Source organism: Brucella pituitosa (assembly GCF_965577835.1).
Lineage (GTDB): Bacteria > Pseudomonadota > Alphaproteobacteria > Rhizobiales > Rhizobiaceae > Brucella > Brucella pituitosa.
Genome location: NZ_OZ264093.1, coordinates 73,810 through 96,147 on the forward strand (window position 1 = coordinate 73,810; position 22,338 = coordinate 96,147).

Here is a 22,338-nt window from a genome sequence, read left to right on the forward strand (position 1 = left end):
CATTTCCTGTTTTGATTGAATTATTGGAAATGCTCTATCTATTTGTTTTTAAGCATGTCTTTATCCCGAAACCGGTTCCCACTTTCGGGAGACATGCTTTAGATCGAAGCCTTTTCCATTTCCGGCAACACGGTGAAGAGATCCCCTACGAGCCCATAATCGGCAACCTGGAAGATCGGAGCTTCCTCGTCCTTGTTGATCGCAACAATCACGCGGCTGTCTTTCATACCAGCAAGATGCTGGATCGCACCCGAGATGCCGACTGCGATGTAAAGTTCAGGTGCAACCACCTTGCCGGTCTGGCCAACCTGCCAGTCGTTTGGCGCATAGCCCGCATCAACTGCCGCACGGCTGGCACCAACGGCTGCACCAAGCTTGTCAGCAACAGGCAAGATCACTTCCTGGAACTTTTCTGACGAACCAAGCGCACGGCCGCCCGAAATGATGATCTTGGCAGACGTCAGTTCCGGACGATCACCACCCGAAAGCGCGTTTTCAACAAAGCTCGACAGCGCCGGATCGCTCGCCGCATTCACGCTTTCAACCGAAGCCGAGCCGCCTTCACCGGTCGCTTGGAACGAAGCGGTACGAACCGTGATGACCTTCTTGGCATCGGTCGATTGCACAGTCTGGATCGCATTGCCCGCATAGATCGGACGCTTGAACGTATCAGCGGACACCACTTCCATGATTTCCGACAACTGCATCACATCGAGAAGTGCTGCCACACGCGGCAGCACATTCTTGGCCGACGTGGTGGCTGGTGCAATGATCGTGTCGTAGTTTCCTGCGAGTTCAACGATGGCTGCAGCCAGTGGCTCAGCCAAACGATTTTCCAACGCATCGCTTTCAGCCAGCAGAACCTTGCGCACGCCAGAAAGCTTTGCAGCCGCATCAGCCGCAGCCTTTGCACCCTTGCCTGCAACCAGAATATCAACATCACCACCGATCTGAGCGGCGGCTGTCAGTGCCTTTGCGGTCTGATCGGAAAGGCTTGCATTGTCATGTTCGGCAATAAGAAGAATAGCCATGTGTTTGTCCCTTCCGATTTCTTACAATACGCCGTCGGCCTTGAGCTTCTCGACCAGTTCGGAGACCGAACCGACCTTCACGCCAGCCTTGCGGCCACCCGGCTCTTCGGTCTTCAGGACCTTGAGACGCGGTGCAATATCAGCACCGAAATCAGCAGGCGACTTTTCATCAAGCGGCTTCTTCTTCGCCTTCATGATGTTTGGCAGCGATGCATAGCGCGGCTGGTTCAAACGAAGGTCAACTGTCACAATGGCTGGAAGCTTCACATCAATGGTCTGAAGACCGCCATCGACTTCACGCGTTACCTTGGCAGAACCGTCACCCAGCTCCACCTTCGAGGCAAACGTCGCCTGGCTCCAGTTGAGCAATGCCGACAACATCTGGCCGGTCTGGTTGGCATCGTCGTCGATCGCCTGCTTGCCGAGGAAAACGAGATCCGGCTGTTCAGCCTCGACCACGCCCTTCAACACCTTGGCAACGCCAAGCGGCTCAACGGTGTCATCGGTCTTCACGAGGATCGCACGATCAGCCCCCATGGCAAGGGCTGTGCGCAGCGTTTCCTGCGCCTGTGCCGGACCGACCGAAACCGCGATGATTTCCGTGACCTTGCCAGCTTCCTTCAGACGGATTGCTTCCTCAACCGCAATCTCGTCAAAAGGGTTCATCGACATCTTCACGTTCGCAAGCTCAACGCCCAAACCATCTCCCTTAACACGGATCTTTACGTTGTAATCTACAACCCGCTTTACTGCGACAACTGCCTTCATGAGGCTAACCTTTCATTCAAATAGAAACGCTGTTTTGCGTCATCTGCATGTTAAACGCGGGCACGCTTGGCTTCCGGATCGTAAGGTGACTCTTCAATCACGCGCGCCTTGCGCATTTCTCCCAAAACCGGGATTTCAAGCTCCGTTCCCGGTACACCCAACTCAACAGGCAGCAGCGCCAGCGCGATATCGTGTTTGAAAGTGTAGGAATAACTGCCCGATGTAACACGGCCGACGAGCTTGCCGTCATGATACACGCCCTCGCAAGTCAGCGTGCTGGCACCATCGGTTGCAACAGCGAGTGTAACGGAACGTTGTTGTATACCGCGTTCCTTTTCTGCGACCAGGGCCTGCCTACCAATAAAGTCGCCCTTGTCGAGACGGATAAAGCGTTCAAGACCGCTTTCCCAAGCGCTTAGCTCAGGATTCATGTCACGATACATCGCACGATAGGATTTATCGAGACGCAGCGACTCCAGTGCATGCAGACCGATGAGGCGCAAGCCATGTTCTTTGCCTGCATTGAGCAATGCTTCCAGCAAATGCCGCTGATAAGCGAGTGGATGATAGAGTTCCCAACCAAGTTCGCCTTCGTAATTAACGCGCAGCAGACGCACGTCACTGGCAAGCCCGACCGTTCCCGACTTGATGCCAAACCATGGAAATGCCTCGTTGGACAGATCAATCTCTGTCAACGACTGCAGAACCTCGCGCGCCTTCGGGCCGACGACGGTGAAGCAGCCACGATCATTGGTAACGTTGCGCAATCTCACGCTACCGTCCTTAGGCAGAAGCTTTGACAGATCATCGAAATTCAAGCGTTCGGCACGCGGTGTAGAAATCATATAGAAGCTGTCATCGTCCATGCGGGCAACGACATACTCGGCCTGCACCCCGCCCGCTTTCGTCAGATGATGGGTGAGATTAACGCGGCCCACTTTCGGCAATCGATTGGCAAGAATGCTATCAAGCCACGCTTCTGCACCTGGACCACTGACTTCAAACTTGGTCATCGGCGTCATTTCGACAAGGCCGACCGCATTGCGCACGGCTTCGACTTCCTCGCCAACATATTTGCCCTTTTCAGTCCAACGCCAGCTGTACTGATCTTTGGCTTCCACACCCTTTGGTGCAAACCAGTTCGGCATTTCCCAGCCATTGAGGCAGCCCCAAACGGCACCTAACTCCGTCAAACGATCATAAGACGGCGCTGTTTTCTGGGGGCGCGCTGCAGGCATATCCTGACCCGGATAGTGCTGGTCCGCATGAGTGCCCCATGCTTCTCGCACCTTTTCGCGGGTCCAGTTCTTGTTGGCAAAATCACCGAAGCGGCGCGGATCGAGTTCGCTCGTGTCGATACTGTTGCACCCTTCAACGATGCGCTCAGAGAGATAATAGCCAATTGCACCGCCCCACAAAATGCCGCCTGGAACCCCCTCCGCGAGCCAGACATTGTCGAGCCCCCACGCAGGACCGACCAGCGGCAGTTCGTCGGCTGTCATCTGAAATGGTCCGCGAACATTGGCTTTGATGCCAACCCGACCAAGTGTGGGCACGAGTTCCATTGCTCGTTCCCAATTCCACGAAACGGAGTCAAAATCCTCCTCCAGAAGATCGGCACCGAACCACTCAGGCACACCATTTTCAGCAAACAACTTCAGATGTTCGGTCTTTTCATAAGGTCCGAACATCAGGCCATCGCCTTCTTCGCGCAGATAGCCTTCAAAACCTTCATCACGCAGGATCGGCATTTCCGGCAAACCCTGACGCTTGCGCTCAATCACTTCCGGTACGGCATCGGTAATCCAGTACTGGTGGACAATCGGAATTGCGGGAATATCAAGCCCAAGCATCGCGCCGGTCTGACGAGCATAGTTACCGGTGGCCGAAATAATGTGCTCGCAGATGATGTCACCATTATTGGTTTTCACCTTCCACTCGCCGCTCGGCAGACGCTCGAAGCCATTAACCTGCGTGTTGAGGTAAATCTTGGCACCATTGTCGCGTGCACCTTTGGCAAGCGCCATGGTTACGTCAGCCGGCGCGATATGACCGTCGTCAGGATGATAGAGCGCTCCAAGCATATCAGGATTGTTTTCAAGCAGAGGCCATAACTCACGCGCACGGGCCGGAGAAACAAGTTCTGCCCGAATACCCTGTACCTCGGCGACACTCATATAGCTCTTATATTCGTCGAGACGATCACGCGTATTGGCGATGCGCAGCTGCCCGCATTTGTGCCAGCCGACATGTTGTCCTGTCTCTGCTTCCAGCCCTTCATAAATCTCGATAGACTTGTTGATCATGCGCCCGATATTGATGTTGCGCGCGTAAGAAGGGATCAGGCCCGCGGCGTGCCATGTCGAACCAGCGGTAAGCTGGGTACGTTCCAACAGAACAACGTCTGACCAACCTCTTTTTGCCAGACCATACAGAATTGAGGCGCCAACGCACCCTCCCCCGATGACCACCGCGCGTGCATGAGTCTGCATTCCAAGTTCCCTTCCATGTCATATTTTGTGGGGACGACCGGCGATCAGACGAAGCAACCGGACGGTCCCATTTGGCATTACATTACAGAGGGTTCTCGACGCTGTGAGCTTGATAAAAAATCCGCTTAGGTATAACTTCAGATTATGCATAGACTCCGCTCGCTGATCCCCTCTGCCAACTATCTTTTCGTGTTCGAGGCGGCGGCTCGCCGCCTGAGCTTCACGGCGGCTGCAGAAGAGCTGAACGTTAGCCAGCCTGCGGTGAGCAAGACGATCAAATTACTAGAGGAAGCGACCGGCCTGAAGCTTTTCAGGCGGGATCGCAGTCGTCTGGAGCTGACGGCTGAAGGACAAAGGCTTTATCGCGAAACGCAGGAAGCATTCGATCATCTACACATGGTCATTTCATCCATGCGCAAAAAGCACTCACGCGATATTATTCGCGTGTCGTTCTCATCGTCTTTTGTGCAGCTTTGGCTGTTGCCGCGCCTGAAAAGCTTCAAGGAGAAGCATCCCGATGTCGCCCTTCGTATCGAGGAAAGCAGCCGCGACGATCAGGATATGCTGGAAGAAGACATCGACGTTTCGGCCCGGCTCGGGAATGGCAAGTGGCCCGGCATTCATTCATGGCCTTTTGTGACTGAAGAAGTGTGGCTTGTCTGCAGCCCGTCCTATCTCGAAGAACACGGGACAATCAAATCCCCGCAGGATCTTCTCAACCATACATTATTGCATTTTGAGGAACGGCATCGGTCGCGGCTTGGCTGGCGCGAATGGCTGGAACGCAGCGGCGTGCCAAACCCGCGCATTGAACAGGACTTTGTCTTCACCGACGCACTTAGTTCGATTGAAGCTGCAGTCTTTGGACAGGGGATCGCACTTGGCTGGAAGCATCTCGTACGCGATCACATCGCGGCAGGTCGCCTCGTTCCTGCAATCGACATTTACAATCGATCTGGCGATATCATTCATCTCGTCATGCCAGCCCAGCGCCCACCAAAACGAGGCGCTGAACTGTTTCGCGACTGGTTGCTGGAACAAGGCGCAGATGCCGAATTCGGCATTTAAAGCACGTTCTGAAACCGCATCTATTGTGCAAACACAACGGTTTTATGCCCATTCAGCATGACGCGATTTTCCGCGTGCATCTTTACCGCGCGCGCCAGAACCCGGCTCTCGATATCGCGACCTGTCGCCACAAAATCCTCAGCACTCATGGAATGCGTCACGCGCTCGGTTTCCTGTTCGATAATCGGACCTTCGTCAAGGTCCGGCGTTACATAATGCGCGGTCGCACCGATCAGTTTCACGCCCCTTTCGAATGCCTGATGATACGGCTTGGCGCCCTTGAAAGATGGTAGAAACGAGTGATGAATATTGATGATTTTACCGAACAAACGGTTTGAAAGGTTATCTGAAAGCACCTGCATATAGCGGGCGAGCACGACCAGATCAGCCTGAGTTTCGCGCACGAGATCAAGCAACCGCGCCTCTTGCTCGACCTTGTTATCTTTATTCACGACCCAATAATGATATGGAATTTGAGCGCTCTCGGCAGTCTCGCGGCTATCCTCGTGGTTAGATACCACGGCGACAATTTCGGCATTCAGCCAGCCAACTCGGATCTGATAGAGAAGATGCAACATGGCATGATCGAACTTCGACACCATAAGCAGGATCTTCGGCTTGCGGTTGGCGTCAGCAACCGTGAATTTCATACCAAACCGTTCGCCAGCCGGCTTTAATGCATGTTCTATGGCTTCACGCGACATGCCGAGTGGAGCACTGAAAGCGATACGCATGAAAAAGCGATTGGTGAGCTTATCGCGAAACTGATTGCTTTCCACGATATTACCACCAACAGCCGCAAGTTCTGTGGTGATTGCCGCCACGATACCGGGCTTGTCATCACAATCCAGCGTCAGAACAAAAAGTGTTGGATCGATGCTGGCCACGGGCTGCACCTTGACTGGCATGTCATTCATGATCGTTCTTTCTGAAATTTCACTATTCTTTGGTGGATTTGCCGAAAGCGTAGTCACCGACCTTGGGCACGAATTTCGAAGGCATATAACCGTGCGGCTTATCGCCAACTGAAATACCCGTATTGAGGATGCCCGCCTGATAGTCCGGGACAAAAAGCGAGTATGGATAAGTCGGTTGGATGGCACTCGCCTCATCCAGCTTTTTGCGCAGTTCGTCGGGAATCGTAAACGCAAGCGCACCGAGATTATCATCAAGCTGGGTAAGCTTGCTTGCGCCGATGATGGCAGCACCAATGCCCGGCTGAGTGACAACCCAATTGAGCGCGACCTGCGCCATTGACTTATCCATAGTGTCGGACACTTCCGAAAGTGCTGCCACGATGCGCATGTTGCGCTCCGTGAAGAGCCCCAATCCCTCAGCATTATCGCGATTGAGCCGCCCCTCACCGCCCGCACGGTATTTGCCAGACAGAAGCCCCATGGCCAACGGGCTCCAGGCAGTGATACCCATTCCGAGATTTTGCCCAAGTGGCACAAATTCCTGTTCGATGCTGCGTTCGACCAGCGAATACGGCAGTTGCAGGCTGATCGGTTGCGACAATGCATGGGCTTCCGCCCATGTTTGTGCCCGCGCCGCATACCATGACGGCACATCGGACAGGCCGCAGTAGCGGATTTTCCCAGCACGTATCAGATCATCAAAACCGCGCATCACTTCTTCAACAGGGGTCATGCCGTCCCATGTGTGCACCATATAAAGATCGATGTAATCGGTCTTCAGACGGTTCAGCGACTGCTCGACAGCACGCATCATGTTCTTGCGGCCATTGCCACCCGCATTGGCATTGCCGGGCTGCAGATTGTTCGAATATTTGGTCGCAATCACTACCCGATCACGGCTTGCAGTTTCCGTGACAAACTTGCCGACCAGAGTTTCACTGAGACCTGCGCCATAGGAGTCTGCCGTGTCGATAAAATTGCCGCCCATCTCCAGATAAAGATTGAAGATGGTGCGGGCATTGTCTTCATCTGTGCCCCACGAACCGCCGATCCCTCTGACGCCCCCATTGCCAAACGTCATCGTGCCAAGCGCTAGGCGACTGACACGCAGACCGGATCGTCCGAGGAGGAAATAGTGATCAAGCGACATCGGGGAACTCCTCATTATCAAGCGGATTACATGAAGCCTTGATAAGGACGACAGGCAACAGTCTGCTGGACATAATTGATCATTGAGATGAAATCGAAAACCGGCCGACCCGTCACCTTCTGCACGGCATGGGCATAGGGTGGCAGATCGCTGCACTCGAGCAAAATCGAGCGCACTTCCGGATTCTCGCGAACCAGCTTTTTGGCAACTTCGCAAACTTCCCGTTCGATGGCTGCGGTATCAAGCGTTCCTTTTTCCTCAAGGATCGCTTCGCGAAACTCTACCTGATCTTCCATTCCTGCCAACACAATCGGAACCGTGTCTGGAATGCCGCTTGCAGCGAAATGGCGCGGGGTCAGGCGCTCTGCATTGGCAGTGATAACGCCCACCGTACCGCGCGCCACAGCATGCATAAACGGTATCTGCATCAGGCTCGACAGAAAGACCGGAATATCGACCGCTTCCGCAACCTCTTCCTGAAAATATGCCATAAAGCCACAGGCACCCGTGATGGCTTTGACGCCCCGCCCCTGCAACTCAAGTGCCGCGTCCACGAAAGCATCACGCAACGCCGGATCGCGCTGGTTCAGCAGTCGATCAATGGAAGCACCGCGCACTTCCTGATAACGCACCGGGTATTTATATGTAGTCGCATTGCCGACATTGCCAGGCACGCAAGGGTAGGCGGCATCCAGAATGAGAATGCCGACCTGTTCCCCATACCACGACTGGCTGTTCCGGCTGACCGCGTAAACAGTCATCGTTGCAGTCTCCGATATGAATTTGGTTGAGGTGGATGCAGCGGCAATCCGCTGCATCAAGTCGTAATCTTATCGACTATTCGATAAGCTTTGGAGCGCCGGTGTCCCCAATGCTTTCATCAAGACCATAAGATTTCAGGATTTTGGAAATCGTGCCGTCCTTGTGCATTTCTTCGATATTCGCATCGAGCGCAGCACCAAAATCCGTTGCACTTTTGGCGTAAGGTAAGCTTGCCTGTGCCGCTTCCTTAGTGGCTCGAATGCGATCATCAGGCTGCGCAATCTCGACCTTAATGTCTTTCAAGTTGCCATTCTTGGCAGCATAAGCGCCTGTCGAATATCCATCGATACCAACATCGATACGACCGGATGCGAGATCCTGATGCATGTTCACCGAGTTCGGATAAAGACGAAGATTGGCACCGAGCAGTTTCTTGGCATCTGTCACCCAGAGATAACCCTGAACGGTGCCTACATTCTTGCCAACCAGTTCCTCGACGGTCTTGATGCCATCCTTGGAATAAAGGCCCATCTGATCCTTATAAAGCGGATAAGAAAGGTTCATCACCTTGGCGCGCTCGGCTGTGCGATACCAGTCACCGGTAGTGATATCGGCTTGGCCCGACAGGACATACTGAATAGCTGCAGCCGGATCGACCGCAACAGGCTTCAGTGTCAGACATTCGCGTTTGGCAAACTCTGTCGCGATGTCGCCATCAAGCCCACTCATTTTGCCGCTTTCATCCATAAATGAATGCGGTGCATAGGTGGTGACGGCAATCGTCAATGTTCCCGGCGTAATGGTTTTGAACTCATGCTTCGGCTTGCAATCCTGTGCTAAGGCTGTTGCCGACAGCCCCATCAGAATGGCGACCCCAATAATACCCTTGCGAATGATCCCGTTATTCATGTGCGACTCCCCTTTTGTTATTGTGAATTATCGCGCGGCATAAGCGGATGACCGCTTCTCCACGTAAGATACGATCCATGCCGCCGGAACGCAGATCGTGGCATAGAGCAGCCCCGCCAGCATCAGCGCGGGCATATAGCGGAAGGTGTTAGCCCCGATTTCATAAGCATTGCTCACGAGTTCCGGCAGCGCGATGGTAAAACAGAGCGAGGTGCTCTGAAAAATCAGGATGGCAAAGCCCAACAGTGCTGGCAGCGCCACTCGCAGGGCCTGCGGCAACAAAACGAAGCGCAACTCATCAAGCGTACTGAACCCCATCGCTTCAGCTGCTTCCCGCTGACCATGATGGATCGATTGCAGGCTGGCGCGGATGATTTCACTCGTATAGGCACCGGTATTCCAGGCTAGTGCAACTATTGCTGCCGCAAAAGACGTCATTGTCAGTCCCGTTGAGGGCAGACCGAAATACATGAACTGCAGAAGAACCAGTGCGGGCGCGCCACGGCCAATTTCAACCAGAAACAGGCTTACATAGCGTGCTGCACGGGATTTGGCACCCACACCGAGTGCCAGACCGAGCCCAAGCGGAATACCGATTGCGAGGCTTAAGGCCGCAACTTGCAGGCTGATTCTAAGTCCGCCAAGAAGCGCCGGCATCCATTCATAAAATTCATCCAGGGTGGGAAACATCAGCGTGCCACCTTTGCTCTCAAATAGCTGTCCGCAGAACGCGACAACCACGCAACCGGCAGGCTCAGGAAAATATAGAACAGGCCAACCAGCGCGAAAACTTCAATACCCTTGAAGGTAAGCTGCGATACCTGATTGCCACGGAATGCCAGATCAGCAACGCCGATGGTCGATGCGACAGCCGTTTCCTTCATAAGCCCGATCAGATAGCTCGCAGCCGAAGGCAGCGCGACACGAAACGCTTGCGGAGCAACAACGTCAATCAGTGTAAATCTGGTTCCCAGATTTAGAGCCGTCGCCGCCTCCCACTGACCATGATGGAGTGACGCCAGTGCCCCACGATAGATCTCAGCCATATTGGCTGATGCAATCAGGCCGAGGCCGATCAATGCTGCGACAAACGGATTGATGGGCATGATACCCATACCGATGCCGAAGAAGATGATGAAAAGCCAAAGAATGGGTGGAAGTGCACGCACGATCTGAATGAGGAAAGCCGCAATCCAGCGTATGGGAGCAAAATCGGCTCTGCGTGCTGCCAGTAATGGAACGCCGAGAATACAGCCAATGCCAAACGAACCCAGCGTCAGAGCAAGTGTCCATGGCAAGCCACTCAGGATGAGAAGAACATTGTCTGCTGTCATCTGTCATGCACCGCACGAAGAAACCGCTTCGTACGCTCCTCTTGCGGATTACGCATGATTTCCTTCGACGCGCCTTTTTCGATGATCTTGCCATCAGCCATGATCATGACAGTATCCGAAACATTTTCGGCAAAGCCCATTTCATGCGTGACAACCAGCATGGTCATGCCGCTTTCAGCCAATTCGCGCATCACGGCCAAGACTTCGAGGCCGAGTTCAGGATCGAGTGCGGAAGTTGGCTCATCGAACAGCATCACCTGCGGATCGAGCGCCAGCGAGCGCGCAATCGCGATACGCTGTTGCTGACCGCCAGAACAACGCCCCGGAAATTGCGTTGCTTTATCGGCAAGACCTACGCGCTCCAGGAGTTGAAGCGCCCTTTCCTCTGCCTCGGCACGGCTGCGTCCCAAAACGCGCTCCTGCGGCAAGCTGACATTGCGCAGAACGCTCATATGCGGAAATAAATTAAACGACTGGAACACCATACCAACCGTGTTGCGCAACTCTTTCAACTGCGCCTTACGCGGCTGTTGCGTGGCATCAAGCTTCACCTTGCCCACCGTAATCAAGCCGCCGTCTGGCTGCTCGAGATAATTGATACAGCGCAGCAGCGTACTTTTGCCTGAACCACTCGGTCCGATAATTGCGAGAACCTCGCCCTGCGCGACATCCAGATCGATATTTTCGAGAACGCGATGTGCACCGAAATGCTTACTAAGCCCTTCCAGGCGGATGAGTTTTGGTGCGAGCGCGGTTGCATTCGCCTTGTCAGACACCAGTGTCGGCCGCATTGCGTTCAACAAGAAAACTCCCCATTTTGATCGTTCATCACGATTGTTCCACCATTCCGCGACGTGCAGATTTCAATTTCCTGCAGCGGTGCTGAAGTATTTATCGTTCTAACGGCTGTTTCATTTTTTTGCCGTCAGCGTTCCCTTGGTTAGTCACGATAGTTCCGACCCAACAGATTACAAATGCAAAAAATATCCCCGCAGTCATAACCTGAAGTAATGCCGCCTAACATCAGGCTATAGCGCCTTGCCAAGTCGCAATCCGTCATAGATGGCAGCATGTGTGTTGCGCGCAGAAACCGCGTCACCAATCCGGTAGAGCTCAAAGACACTTTCCTCGTTTCCAACCAGTTTCTGGGGTCTTCCATCTATAAGCGCATCATAGTCGACGGCACCCATATTTCGGGAAAGAGGTTTAAGCTCAAAATACAGATCATCCATCGGTCGTGTGCCGTCATTGACGATGATCTGGTCAAACTCGCGCTCAATACCGACACCGCCGTAATCACTGCCAATCTGTGCCATCAGCCGGTTGTTATCGCGGCGAATTACGTGCAGACGATAGCCCACCGTGAAAGTCACATCCTTCTTTTGCAGGCTGCGCATATAGGGTACGAGATTCATGCCCATCACCTCAGGCGCAAAGGTGCGATCAGCAGTCATGATCTCCACTTTCCCACCGGACGCCGCGACGAACTCTGCCGCTTGTAATCCGGCATGATCACCAGCTTCATCGAAAACCAGCACATTTGCGCCCGGTCGCACATCACCTGAGATTATGTCCCAGGTTGAAACGGCTAACTCGTTACCTTCGCGCAGGATTTGCACATCAGGAATCCCACCAGTGGCAATAATTGCGACATCAGGCGCCGCGCCAAGCACGACATCGGTTTCTGCCCATGTATTGAAATGGAACTCGACACCAAGTTTTTCGCATTGTGCCATGCGCCAGTCGATAATACCCATCATTTCACGGCGACGCGGGCTTTGGGCTGTTAAACGTACCTGTCCGCCGGGATGGTTTGCAGCCTCAAATACCGTAACCCTATGACCACGCTCCGCACTCACGCGCGCCACTTCCAAACCCGCTGGCCCAGCACCAACAACGACGATATGTCGGCTTTGATCTACTTTCTGCACCACATGCGGCATGGTCAGTTCACGTCCCGTCGAGGGATTATGAATGCAATAAGCAGAACCACCCTGATAGATGCGATCAAGACAGTAATTGGCGCCCACACAGGGGCGAATTTCCTCTTCCCGCTTTTCGATAATCTTGCGCACGATATGCGGGTCGGTCATATGCGCCCGCGTCATACCCACCATATCGAGCTTGCCGGATGCAATTGCGTGACGTGCGGTTGCTACATCCTGAATTTTCGCCGCATGAAAGGTCGCCATGCCTGTGCTCGCGCGAACTTCGCCAGCAAAATCAAGATGCGGTGCACTGGGCATACCCTGAATGGGAATAACGTCCGTCAATCCTGCATCGGTTTCGATATGCCCGCGAATGACGTTGAGAAAATCGACGAGACCGCTCTCCTTGAGTTTGCGCGAGATTTCAAGACCATCTGATTTCGTCAGTCCACCTTCCAGCACTTCATCAGCAACATAGCGAATACCGATCAGAAAATCGGGGCCGACACGTTCGCGCATGGCACCCAATACCTGCAACGAAAAGCGCATACGATTGTCGAGCGAGCCGCCATAATCGCCTTCCAGTTCATTGGTCCGTGGCGACCAGAACTGATCCAGCAAATGGCCATAGGCTTCGAGTTCCAATCCATCCAAACCTGCCGCCTTCATCCGTTCTGCGGCATCGGCATAATTGCCGATAATGCGCTCAATGTCCCATTCCTCTGCCTTCTTGGGATAGGCACGATGCGCAGGCTCGTGCTTACCCGTAGAGGAGAGCGAAGGCAGCCAATCCCCTTTATCCCAACGCGTGCGACGACCAAGATGGGTAAGTTGGATCATGACCGCTGCGCCATGCTCATGGCACTCGTCAGCGAGATCGCGCAGCCACGGCACAACCTCATCCTTGTAAGCAAGCACGTTGTTAAACGCCGGTGGACTGTCCCTTGAAACGGCTGCCGAACCCGCTGTCATCGTCAAAGCAATACCAGCTTTGGCGCGCTCCACATGATAGGCGCGATAACGTTCCTTCGGCATACCATCTTCGGCATAGGCCGGTTCATGAGAGGTAAGCATGATGCGATTGCGAAGCGTCAGATGCTTGATCTGAAGCGGCTGCAGCAGCGGATCGACTGACATATCGAGAGTTCCCATTTTATGATTTTTTATGAGCTAAGTATAAATGTACATAACTGTCAATTTAATAATCATTGATGTACATTACACTTGCCAAACCAATGCTGTCTGGTAAGAATTCAACAATGAAACAAGCCACAACGAGTGATGCAGGCTGGCGCGGCTCGCCGGATTTATGGCTTCAGGCAGCCTATGACGCACTGATTGAAAAGGGCGTGGATGCCGTTCGCATTCTACCGCTTGCAAAGACCCTCGATATTTCACGCACCAGTTTTTACTGGTTCTTCAAAGATCGCGAAGAGTTGCTGGATGCACTCATCGCACGCTGGCGTGACAAGAACACCGGCGCTCTTTTACGGCAGACGGACGCCTATGCAGAAACCATCGAAGAAGCTGTTTTGAATGTCTTCGACTGCTGGCTAGATCGCGATTTATTCGATCCAGCCTTCGAATTCGCCATTAGAAGCTGGGCGCTTCAATCCGTACAGGTCGAAGAAGAAGTGCGTGCAGCCGATGCCTCGCGGCTGGAAGGTCTGGCCCGCATGTTTGAGCGTTTCGGGTTTGATAAAGCTATCTCAGATGTCCGCGCCCGCACAATCTATCTCGTGCAGATCGGCTATATTTCCATGCGGACACAGGAAGAAACTGAGGTGCGTCTCGCACGCATTCCACATTATGTGGAAGCCTTCACCGGCAAAGCACCGGAACAAAGAGAGCTTGATCGGTTTCTATCGAGGCATACGGCGAATAAATACTGATAATGTTGGGCTGTCAGATAACTGCTTTCAGCTCTATAACTGTCATCAGTTTTTAGCTGATGCCGCCATCGCCTGCAAAATGATAACCGCTGATGCCGCACCCGGATCCATGTGACCGAGCGAGCGTTCACGAAGGCGCGCAGCGCGTCCCTTGGTTGCAATCATAGAGCGGGTCGTATTGGCGCCAGCCGTGGCAGCTGAAACAACCTTGTCCCAGAATTCAGCAGAACTTCTATTTTCGGCGACTGCCGCTTGAGCAGCTTCGGCGGCAGGCAGCCATGCGTCAAGCATCGTCTTGTCGCCACGTTGACCATGACCACGCTCACGGATGCCTACCCCGATAGCGTCAATAATGACTGCACAAGTGGCAAGGTCGAGATCATTGCGGCCTGTCGTTGCCTGCGCTGCACGACGAAAACCTGTGGCATAAAGCGGACCCGTCGATGCGCCCACCGCATTGATGAAGGCAGTTGCAGCCGTATTGAGAACTATCGAAATGTCAGCTTCATCCAGATTGAGCTTGGACAACTCACTCCGCACTGTCTGAAAGCCCAGGGCCATTGTCGTTCCGTGGTCGCCGTCGCCGATTGCGCCGTCAAGTTCGGACAGCCGATCACGATCAGCTTCTATGGCTGCAGAAACAGCATCAAACATATGGGCAAGACGACGAGCAGCAGTTTCCGACATGGATTTTCTCCTCAAACCTTACAACTGCAACGCGCGTCGCTCATCATAAGGCGTATGCTAATTTACTTTCAGGCAGAGTGAAACGACAGAACTCAAACACAGGGTCTAGCTGATTTTGAGGCTCGCCGTTTCACAGGGATGCAGTAAGAGATCCGTAAGCTCCTGATCAAGATGCATGACAGATATCGATGCCCCGACCATATCCAGAGACGTGCAGTAATGCCCGATCCAATTGGCTTCGATATGGATATTCTTCGCTTCCAGTCGCTGCGCCACGCGCCGATAGAGAACGTAGAGTTCCATCAGCGGCGTCGCTCCAAACGAATTGACCAACACGGCCACGCGATCACCAGAGACCGCCTTCATTTCATTGAAAATTCTGTCCATGATGCCGTCAACGATTTCATCGGCCTGACGAATGCGATCACGTGAGACGCCCGGCTCGCCGTGAATACCGACGCCGATTTCCATGTCTTCGGGACCAATCTCGAAATTATGCCGACCAGTTTGCGGGAGGGAACCCGGCTCCAGCGCCACACCTATGGTATAAGTTCGCACATTGGCCTTGCGTGTAACGATCTCACAGGCATCGAGCGACAGTCCTTTATCGCAAGCGGCACCCGCCACTTTGAAGACGAAGAAATTGCCTGCCACACCACGCCGCCCGTCCTTGTCATCGATCGGCGAAGAGGCGATGTCGTCGGTGGTCAAAACGGTTTTGATCCTGACGCCCTTCTCTTCGGCCATCTCGGCAGCCATCTCGAAGTTCATGACGTCGCCAGCATAATTGCCGTAAACGAAGAGCACGCCCTCTCCCTTGGAGGCTGCAAGCGCGCATTGAACAATCGGATCTGGTGGAGGAGATGAGAAGACGTTGCCCACAGCAACTGCGTCTGCCAGTCCCTTGCCGACATAGCCAAGGAAACACGGCTCATGCCCAGCCCCTCCGCCAATCACCAGGCCGACCTTACCGGGACGCGGGCCATCACGCGCGACCAGCGCACGATTGGAGCCGCTGATTGGTTGCAGAAATTTTCCATGGGCGCGAACGACGCCGTCGAGCATTTCCTCAACCACCTCGTTGGGGTTGTTGAGAAGTTTCTTCACCCGCACGCGGAATGCCGCTGGCACCTGATTTGCCTTCGGGCGTTGCGAAAGGCGCGCATCAAGGTCGATAACGCCATCAGCACGCAAAATACCAAGCCCAGTCGCAGCATCGGTCACAAGCACATTGATGAAACCGCCGCGGAGTGCTGCGAGAAGCGCTGGCACTTTGTCGAAGCCACCCGCAACCGCAATACGCGTATGAATCTGGCGCAGCTTGTCGAGCGAGATGCCTATGATGCGCTCATCAAGTGGCCCCGCAACCGGCTTCCCACGCTCATCGATGAAACGACCGGCCACAACACCGACCGCACCTGCTGCAAGATATTGCTGCAGAGACACAGATTCAAAAAAGCCGCTCGTGTGAATGGTGGAATTGGAGCGAAGCGACGAGACACCAAACAGAATACGATTGGCATTCTCAAGGATTGCGAATTGCTCGTGAAGCAAGGGCTCGTCAAGCAGAACATCGCGCGTCTGTTGCGAACGAACCATCGCGGGCGCCATGATGTTGACGCAGCGTGCAGATACGGCTTCCGCAAGCACGGTTGCACAGCGTTCCGGCGTATAAGGAAAAGATGCAGTCGTTCCACCCGTCGCTTGCACAACAGTCATATCCTGCAAAGCACCGATGACGGTCTGCTCACCGACCGAAAGCACAGTACGGCCCCAGGCAACGGCAAGTGTATCACCTGATTTCAGGATCTTGTTGAGTGCATGAGCGCCAGCTCCACCCAGCCGATCAATCAGAGGCCGGGCATTGTCGTCGTGGGGAATGATAAGGCAGTCTGCCAGACCGAAATGGCGCTTCAATTCCTGAGCAATAGACAGCGATTCAAGCCGTCCACCCTCAATGGAAATATTGACGATACCCTTTTCACGCGCTTCAGCCAGATAGCTGTTTACGGTGGCACGCGAGATGCCCATGACATCGGCAATCTCGCTTTGTGTCAGACCGTCTTCATAATAAAGCCAGCAGGCCCAAACATAGGGGTCGTCACCATAACGCATGGGAATCGCAAACGAATTTTCGCTGGTATTGGCCTTGGGCTTGCCGGCCTTGCGCGATGTGCTGGGTTTGAGCGTCATGCGATTTTTCTGTTGCCTCTGTTCCACTCACAAACATGAAAGCGTTCAAACGCAATTGCAACATGATGAAACGAATTTGGCGTCTGAACGTGTTGACCCACACAGTTTTCAGGTGCCAAATTCCAAACTAAAGCAAAGAGCTTACTGCAAACGGCTCTTTGCCTGTGTCGAAAGGTCTGTCAGAATCAGCGCGCAGGACGTCGCACCTGCGTCAAGTACGCCCAGCGAGCGCTCGCCAAGACGACTTGCCCGACCAATCTTAGCGACGAGATTGATAGTGGAGTCACGACCTGTTTCGGCAGCTGCCGACAAAGCATCAAGGCTTTCAGCGAAGGACTGGCCTTTGCCATTTGCTTCATCAAAAGCATTGATTGCCGGGATCAGCGTATCGAGGAGCGTCTTGTCGCCGAGCTTTGCGGAGCCGATCGACTGGATACCTTCAAGACCCGCATGAAGCATCGCGCTGAAAGTGGCTGCGTCAATATTCTCGATGCCTTCCAGCTTCTCTGCAAACTCGTTGAACATCACACCATAGAGCGGGCCCATCGAGCCGCCGATCTCGGTCAACAGAACCGTTCCGAGCGTATCGAGGCCTTCGGCGAGCGTCACATCTTTGCCTCTCAGGCGTTCAGCGGCAAGGCCAAAGCCCTTGGCCATATTCACACCATGGTCGCCATCACCGATCTTGCCGTCGATTTCGCTCAAATAGGCTTTGTTTTCGATGATCCGGTCTGCAAGCGAAAGAACAATATCACCCGATCCAGCGTTCTTGAAAGTCTGCATGATACGTCTCTTTCTTACAAAACTGTCGTGCAGCGGGCTTCAACATCCAGCAACGTCTTGAGTTCATCATCAAGCGCCATGATCGTCAGCGTCGCGCCAACCATTTCAAGTGAGGTAAAATAGTTGCCGACATAGGTGCGGTAAATCGTAAGGCCGCGGGCAGTAATTTCCTGCTCAATGGTATCGTTGAGAATGTAGAGCTCGTTGAGCGGCGTTGCACCGAGGCCAGACACCAGAACGGCCACCTCAGCGCCTTCTGGAAGGTTATGATCGTCAAGAACAATCTTGGTCATATCCTTGGCAACTTCATCGGCACGCTTCAGTGGCTCGACGCGAACGCCCGGTTCGCCGTGATGACCGATCCCGACTTCCATCGTGCCCGGCTCAATCGTGAAGTTTGGGTGCCCAACCGAAGGCAACGTGCATGGACCAAGACCCACGCCGATGGAACGGCAGTTATCGATGGCCTTCTGTGCGGTTGCCTGTACTTCCTGAAGACTCGCCCCCGAAGCAGCCTTCGCGCCGCCAACCTTCCACATGAAGATTTCGCCAGCAACGCCGCGGCGCTTTTCACGTTCTTCAATAGGAGCCGAGCAGACATCGTCATTGGCAACAACGGTCAGAATCTCAATTCCGACTTTGGCGGCAAGCTTCACCGCCATTTTCACATTCATGTTGTCGCCGGCATAGTTGCCATAGAGACAAACGACACCCTTGCCGCCGTTTGCTTCACGCGCTGCATCGTAAAAGCTCTTTGCGGTCGGCGAAGAGAAAAGCTCGCCAACGGCAACAGCATCCAGCAGGTTCTTGCCGGTATAGCCAATGAAGGCTGGCTCGTGGCCCGAGCCTCCGCCGGTGATAACGCCAACTTTCCCATCGACAGGTGCGTCTTTCGCTACAACCACGCGGGGATTTTCCGTCGACAGCCGCACCAGATCTTTATGAGCTTTGACAAAGCCCTTGACGGTGTCTTCGACTACTTCATCCGGGTTATTGATAAATCTTTGCATTTTGCACCTATCGAAGGCGAGAAATGAGTTCCCGCGGTATATATTGTAAAGTCAGGCCTAAGGCTCCAGCCAATCGTCAGATCGTCCGCTTCTTTAAAGAATTGTGCTCCACCATCGATCAATAGGGCGAGCCGCTTGATGCCAGAAAGACTGCTGCAAAAGGTGACATATCCTCCGATAGCGTCTGCACGTCATCCTCCTTGACCACGCAGGGCAAAAATCACCAATTGTCTCGTATATGTCAATACAGGAATTTGACATTTGTTGACTAAGATACGTCATTTGTCAAAATAGAGATTTGCAAGACAACGGTGCACACCCAATAGAGAGGCGGAATTCCACCGCCATCTTAAACAAGCTGCTGGAATTAAATGCTATTTCTGTGAACTTTTGCGTGGACTCAGCCTCGCCTCAGAACTGGAAAACCGACGAGCGAACTATCTGAAGGATGCTTCAGATAGAAGGGTTAGAGCGCCGATCTCGTTCAATCAGATCGAAACGGACTCTATAGACTCGTATCGAGTTTGGGAGTCATCACCTCAAACATGGGCAACGAAGCCGCCCCGAGCGCTGCCGTGAACTGACCTGTCTGCCCGCGAAGCACACGCGAAAGCGTGCGTGCGCTTCTGTTTGCAACCGATATCGGCAGCTCATCCATATGCGAAATCAGCGCGTCGATGACAGGATTTGGCAGCATTCCTCCGAGAACAACAGTCTCGGGATCGAGTATGTTTTCGACGATAGCAATCATTTGTGCGAGATGTTTTGCAGCATCCGCTACCCAATCCAAAATCACCGGATTTTTGTCGCGTAACAGCTCCTCGAGCTTGTCGATGCTGACATCGAAAAGCCCCGCATTCGCCAACTTCTCTTTGAGAACATGCACAGATGAATAGGTTTCCAAACAGCCATGCTGACCACAAGAGCAGAGCCGTCCCCCCGGAACAATTGAGATATGTCCGATTTCACCGGCATTGCCGAAAGCGCCTCGGAATGGTGAACCATCCTGAATCATACCAAGTCCGATGCCGGCACCAAAATAGATCATCGCAAAGTTTGAAATCGCACGCCCCGCACCGAACAAGCGTTCACCAACGGCTGCGGCATTCGCATCATTTTCAACAATAACAGGCTCACCAAATGCAGCACTTAAGACAGCGGCTGCATCAATACCAGCCCAACCCGGCAGTGTCGTCGGACCAACAGAAGTCATGCCCTCAATGCCAAACGGACCGGGCATCACAACCCCCACCCCAAGGAGACGCGCATCAAACTCAGACTTGATCTTGTCGATCTCTATACGAAGCTGGGCGCAAAGCGCCTCTGGCCGCGTGTCGCTTACCAGATGCACCTGTTGCCTGCGCGGAGTGCCAGAAAGATCGAGGACTGTCGTCACGATATGGGTCGAACCCATTTCGATTCCAATCGTCATCGCACCAGAAGGATTAACAGCAAATTGGATCGGTGGCTGACCACGCCCGGTCTTCAATCTTCCAAGCTGCATCAGAAGATTTTCAGCAACCAGCTCGTCGACGATATTGGCGATGGCCTGCGCCGTCAGATGGGTCAAACGGGCAATATGCATACGACCCACGGGACCGTGACGACGAACGACATCCAACACAACACGTCGGTTATGATCCCGGATTCGTTCAGGATTTTTACCCAGAGTGATCGGTTGCGTGTCCAGATGCGCCATGGTTGGTGAGTTCGCCGCCTTCGATTTCATGCCCTCTCCCAGATGCCTCAAATTAGATAGCGCACGTGACTTTTAACAGCAATATATTAATTCAACTAAATTATCTTATTGACAAATGGGCCACAAAATAGAAGCCTAATGCAGGGGTAAATAATTGCCCTGTCGGCATTCGGGCAGCACTTGGCCGAACATGCTGATGGTGAGGATGCTGCACGAAAAGTGCAGCAATGGTGGAACCGGCAGGTCATTGACCTGCACATACCTTGCTCGGGCACCAGAGGGGCTGAGCAACGGGGAGGTCTAATGCAAATGGGTAAATTGCTGCTTGCGGGTCTTGTGGCCGGTCTGAGCTCTATCGCAATCAACGCTGCACAAGCCGTTGAAATCGAATATTGGCAGTATGTCTTTGAATCGCGCGTCAAGACGATGGACAAACTGATCGAGAATTTCGAAAAAGCCAATCCTGACATCAAGGTAAAACAGGTTACGTTCCCTTATGACGACTATCAGACCCGCGTCATTGCGGCGAAGATGGCGGGCAAAAGCCCGGACGTCATGCAGCTGTTCTATGGCTGGCTCGATAAATTTGCAGCCGGTGGCATTTTGCAGCCGCTGCCGCAGGACGCATTTCCGCATGACAAGATCGAAAGTGAATTCTTCCCGATCGTCAGTGCAATGAAGCGCGGCGATGAATATTATGGCTTGCCGACGGCTGTGCGCTCGCTGGCACTGTTCTACAACAAGAAGCTTTTCGAAGAAGCTGGTCTTGATCCCAAGAACCCGCCGAAAAACCTCGACGAACTGCTCGCTTACGCCCAGAAAGCCACCAAGCGCGATGCTTCCGGCAATCTGTTGAGCGAAGGCATTACACTCGATATGCCGGGTCAGGATCTGCATTGGTGGCGCGAAGTGCTGGTTCGCCAGTTCGGTGGTGCACCTTACAGCGATGACTATCGCAAGGTTGCCTACGACGACGCTGCCGGTGAAAAGGCATTGCAGTTCTACACCGATTTGCAGACCAAATATAAAGTCGGCGAAGTGAAGTTCATGGATGAAGGCCATGCAGCATTCCGCTCCGGCAAAGCGGCAATGACTGTGGACGGAACGTTCCGTCTGGCAGCATTCAACACCATCAAAGACTTTGAATGGGGCGTGACAGAGCTGCCAGCCAATGCTGAAGGCGTGCGTTCAAACTATGCCAGCTATTTTGCCAACGGCATCAGCGCATCGGCAAAGGGCGAAAAGCTGGAAGCAGCCTCAAAGTTCCTCAACTACATCACTTCACCTGAAGCGATGGAAATCTGGCTGAAAGGTGTGGGCGAACTGCCTGCACGTCGCTCGGCGGCTTTGACGGAAACCAACTTGGCTGATCCGGTTTATGGACCATTCCTCAAAGGTCTGGAATATGCCCATACAACCATGTTCACCGATGAGCTGAAACAGCGCCAGATCGTTGTCGACATGTCTAACCGCGTGATCCTGCAGAACCAGCCAGTCAAGGAATCCCTTGATGAAGCTGCCAAGGCCGAACAGGCCATTCTGGACACTGCGAAGTAAAACTGCGTTCGGTTGGGCGGTTCCCGCAGACCGCCCACTTCCGATTTTCAGCAGCTTTCGTACTGCTTTGAACAATACGGCTCTGTTTTGGGAGCTTACCGCTTCCGACCGTGGCTGCCTTGCAACGCACCGGCTGGCCGAAGGATTTTTATTATGAC

Annotated in this window: 19 protein-coding genes; 3 read left to right on the plus strand and 16 right to left on the minus strand. The window is 53.5% G+C overall.

Translation table 11 applies throughout. The features are described from left to right. Positions 1 to 98: 98 nt before the first annotated feature. From ACSME1_RS11660 to ACSME1_RS11670, 3 genes are read right to left on the minus strand one after another with little or no spacing between them, the layout of a single operon-like run. The gene (locus ACSME1_RS11660) at positions 99 to 1,031 is read right to left on the minus strand and encodes an electron transfer flavoprotein subunit alpha/FixB family protein (protein ID WP_435655237.1); all 933 of its coding nucleotides are present in this window, start codon (positions 1,029 to 1,031) and stop codon (positions 99 to 101) included. Positions 1,032 to 1,052: 21 nt separating this feature from the next. Next, complete coding sequence (locus ACSME1_RS11665) at positions 1,053 to 1,799, minus strand: electron transfer flavoprotein subunit beta/FixA family protein (protein ID WP_435655238.1); 747 nt, start codon at positions 1,797 to 1,799, stop codon at positions 1,053 to 1,055. Positions 1,800 to 1,849: 50 nt separating this feature from the next. Further along, positions 1,850 to 4,291 carry a GcvT family protein gene (locus ACSME1_RS11670; RefSeq protein ID WP_105708055.1) on the minus strand — a complete coding sequence of 814 codons (2,442 nt, stop codon included), beginning with the start codon at positions 4,289 to 4,291 and terminating at the stop codon, positions 1,850 to 1,852. A 144-nt stretch (positions 4,292 to 4,435) separates the two neighbouring features. Between ACSME1_RS11670 and ACSME1_RS11675 the strand changes: the two genes are divergently transcribed. Beyond that, positions 4,436 to 5,359 carry a LysR substrate-binding domain-containing protein gene (locus ACSME1_RS11675; protein WP_024898664.1) on the plus strand — a complete coding sequence of 308 codons (924 nt, stop codon included), beginning with the start codon at positions 4,436 to 4,438 and terminating at the stop codon, positions 5,357 to 5,359. Positions 5,360 to 5,379: 20 nt separating this feature from the next. Here ACSME1_RS11675 and purU read toward each other — a convergent pair whose 3' ends face one another. From purU to ACSME1_RS11715, 8 genes are all read right to left on the minus strand, one after another. After that, a complete protein-coding gene (purU, locus tag ACSME1_RS11680; protein ID WP_036567621.1) occupies positions 5,380 to 6,276 on the minus strand; it encodes a formyltetrahydrofolate deformylase in 897 nt (298 codons plus the stop codon). Positions 6,277 to 6,298: 22 nt separating this feature from the next. After that, positions 6,299 to 7,426 carry an aldo/keto reductase gene (locus tag ACSME1_RS11685; RefSeq protein ID WP_024898666.1) on the minus strand — a complete coding sequence of 376 codons (1,128 nt, stop codon included), beginning with the start codon at positions 7,424 to 7,426 and terminating at the stop codon, positions 6,299 to 6,301. 26 nt (positions 7,427 to 7,452) lie between these two features. After that, positions 7,453 to 8,187: an aspartate/glutamate racemase family protein gene (locus ACSME1_RS11690; protein ID WP_024898667.1), complete on the minus strand. Its 735-nt coding sequence runs from the start codon at positions 8,185 to 8,187 to the stop codon at positions 7,453 to 7,455. A 76-nt stretch (positions 8,188 to 8,263) separates the two neighbouring features. Then, complete coding sequence (locus ACSME1_RS11695) at positions 8,264 to 9,097, minus strand: substrate-binding periplasmic protein (RefSeq protein ID WP_024898668.1); 834 nt, start codon at positions 9,095 to 9,097, stop codon at positions 8,264 to 8,266. Positions 9,098 to 9,124: 27 nt separating this feature from the next. After that, complete coding sequence (locus ACSME1_RS11700; RefSeq protein WP_024898669.1) at positions 9,125 to 9,787, minus strand: amino acid ABC transporter permease; 663 nt, start codon at positions 9,785 to 9,787, stop codon at positions 9,125 to 9,127. Beyond that, positions 9,787 to 10,431: an amino acid ABC transporter permease gene (locus tag ACSME1_RS11705; protein ID WP_024898670.1), complete on the minus strand. Its 645-nt coding sequence runs from the start codon at positions 10,429 to 10,431 to the stop codon at positions 9,787 to 9,789. Before ACSME1_RS11705 ends, ACSME1_RS11700 begins: the two co-directional genes overlap by 1 nt. Then, the gene (locus ACSME1_RS11710; RefSeq protein WP_051514795.1) at positions 10,428 to 11,222 is read right to left on the minus strand and encodes an amino acid ABC transporter ATP-binding protein; all 795 of its coding nucleotides are present in this window, start codon (positions 11,220 to 11,222) and stop codon (positions 10,428 to 10,430) included. Before ACSME1_RS11710 ends, ACSME1_RS11705 begins: the two co-directional genes overlap by 4 nt. 237 nt (positions 11,223 to 11,459) lie before the next feature. Further along, entirely contained in the window at positions 11,460 to 13,496 is a 2,037-nt protein-coding gene (locus ACSME1_RS11715; protein WP_105708052.1) for an NADH:flavin oxidoreductase, read from the minus strand. A gap of 122 nt (positions 13,497 to 13,618) precedes the next feature. Between ACSME1_RS11715 and ACSME1_RS11720 the strand changes: the two genes are divergently transcribed. Further along, positions 13,619 to 14,251 (plus strand): TetR/AcrR family transcriptional regulator, encoded by a 633-nt coding sequence (locus ACSME1_RS11720; protein ID WP_105708060.1) that lies wholly within the window; start codon positions 13,619 to 13,621, stop codon positions 14,249 to 14,251. A 45-nt stretch (positions 14,252 to 14,296) separates the two neighbouring features. Here ACSME1_RS11720 and dhaL (ACSME1_RS11725) read toward each other — a convergent pair whose 3' ends face one another. The 5 genes from dhaL (ACSME1_RS11725) to ACSME1_RS11745 form a co-directional block, all read right to left on the minus strand. Next, positions 14,297 to 14,938 (minus strand): dihydroxyacetone kinase subunit DhaL, encoded by a 642-nt coding sequence (gene dhaL / locus ACSME1_RS11725; protein ID WP_105708050.1) that lies wholly within the window; start codon positions 14,936 to 14,938, stop codon positions 14,297 to 14,299. A 105-nt stretch (positions 14,939 to 15,043) separates the two neighbouring features. Further along, complete coding sequence (locus tag ACSME1_RS11730) at positions 15,044 to 17,131, minus strand: bifunctional sugar-binding transcriptional regulator/dihydroxyacetone kinase subunit DhaK (RefSeq protein ID WP_084486847.1); 2,088 nt, start codon at positions 17,129 to 17,131, stop codon at positions 15,044 to 15,046. A gap of 141 nt (positions 17,132 to 17,272) precedes the next feature. After that, complete coding sequence (gene dhaL, locus ACSME1_RS11735; RefSeq protein WP_024898675.1) at positions 17,273 to 17,914, minus strand: dihydroxyacetone kinase subunit DhaL; 642 nt, start codon at positions 17,912 to 17,914, stop codon at positions 17,273 to 17,275. 14 nt (positions 17,915 to 17,928) lie between these two features. Next, positions 17,929 to 18,924 carry a dihydroxyacetone kinase subunit DhaK gene (locus tag ACSME1_RS11740; protein ID WP_024898676.1) on the minus strand — a complete coding sequence of 332 codons (996 nt, stop codon included), beginning with the start codon at positions 18,922 to 18,924 and terminating at the stop codon, positions 17,929 to 17,931. Between the two features lie 505 nt (positions 18,925 to 19,429). Continuing rightward, on the minus strand, positions 19,430 to 20,653 hold the full coding sequence (locus ACSME1_RS11745; RefSeq protein ID WP_036567623.1) for an ROK family protein: 1,224 nt from the start codon (positions 20,651 to 20,653) through the stop codon (positions 19,430 to 19,432). 279 nt (positions 20,654 to 20,932) lie between these two features. On the opposite strand from ACSME1_RS11745, the gene ACSME1_RS11750 reads away from it, so the two are divergent. Next, the gene (locus tag ACSME1_RS11750; RefSeq protein WP_024898678.1) at positions 20,933 to 22,180 is read left to right on the plus strand and encodes an extracellular solute-binding protein; all 1,248 of its coding nucleotides are present in this window, start codon (positions 20,933 to 20,935) and stop codon (positions 22,178 to 22,180) included. Positions 22,181 to 22,338: the final 158 nt, after the last annotated feature.

Bases quoted from the DNA above. Each gene is read 5' to 3' on its own strand.
- ACSME1_RS11705 (WP_024898670.1), bottom strand. From the start codon at position 10,431: ATGACAGCAGACAATGTTCTTCTCATCCTGAGTGGCTTGCCATGGACA.
- ACSME1_RS11740 (WP_024898676.1), bottom strand. From the start codon at position 18,924: ATGCAAAGATTTATCAATAACCCGGATGAAGTAGTCGAAGACACCGTC.
- ACSME1_RS11710 (WP_051514795.1), bottom strand. From the start codon at position 11,222: ATGCGGCCGACACTGGTGTCTGACAAGGCGAATGCAACCGCGCTCGCA.
- ACSME1_RS11695 (WP_024898668.1), bottom strand. From the start codon at position 9,097: ATGAATAACGGGATCATTCGCAAGGGTATTATTGGGGTCGCCATTCTG.
- ACSME1_RS11660 (WP_435655237.1), bottom strand. From the start codon at position 1,031: ATGGCTATTCTTCTTATTGCCGAACATGACAATGCAAGCCTTTCCGAT.
- ACSME1_RS11730 (WP_084486847.1), bottom strand. From the start codon at position 17,131: ATGACGCTCAAACCCAGCACATCGCGCAAGGCCGGCAAGCCCAAGGCC.
- purU (WP_036567621.1), bottom strand. From the start codon at position 6,276: ATGAATGACATGCCAGTCAAGGTGCAGCCCGTGGCCAGCATCGATCCA.
- ACSME1_RS11685 (WP_024898666.1), bottom strand. From the start codon at position 7,426: ATGTCGCTTGATCACTATTTCCTCCTCGGACGATCCGGTCTGCGTGTC.
- ACSME1_RS11670 (WP_105708055.1), bottom strand. From the start codon at position 4,291: ATGCAGACTCATGCACGCGCGGTGGTCATCGGGGGAGGGTGCGTTGGC.
- ACSME1_RS11750 (WP_024898678.1), top strand. From the start codon at position 20,933: ATGGGTAAATTGCTGCTTGCGGGTCTTGTGGCCGGTCTGAGCTCTATC.
- ACSME1_RS11700 (WP_024898669.1), bottom strand. From the start codon at position 9,787: ATGTTTCCCACCCTGGATGAATTTTATGAATGGATGCCGGCGCTTCTT.
- ACSME1_RS11675 (WP_024898664.1), top strand. From the start codon at position 4,436: ATGCATAGACTCCGCTCGCTGATCCCCTCTGCCAACTATCTTTTCGTG.
- dhaL (WP_024898675.1), bottom strand. From the start codon at position 17,914: ATGCAGACTTTCAAGAACGCTGGATCGGGTGATATTGTTCTTTCGCTT.
- dhaL (WP_105708050.1), bottom strand. From the start codon at position 14,938: ATGTCGGAAACTGCTGCTCGTCGTCTTGCCCATATGTTTGATGCTGTT.
- ACSME1_RS11665 (WP_435655238.1), bottom strand. From the start codon at position 1,799: ATGAAGGCAGTTGTCGCAGTAAAGCGGGTTGTAGATTACAACGTAAAG.
- ACSME1_RS11690 (WP_024898667.1), bottom strand. From the start codon at position 8,187: ATGACTGTTTACGCGGTCAGCCGGAACAGCCAGTCGTGGTATGGGGAA.
- ACSME1_RS11745 (WP_036567623.1), bottom strand. From the start codon at position 20,653: ATGAAATCGAAGGCGGCGAACTCACCAACCATGGCGCATCTGGACACG.
- ACSME1_RS11715 (WP_105708052.1), bottom strand. From the start codon at position 13,496: ATGTCAGTCGATCCGCTGCTGCAGCCGCTTCAGATCAAGCATCTGACG.
- ACSME1_RS11720 (WP_105708060.1), top strand. From the start codon at position 13,619: ATGAAACAAGCCACAACGAGTGATGCAGGCTGGCGCGGCTCGCCGGAT.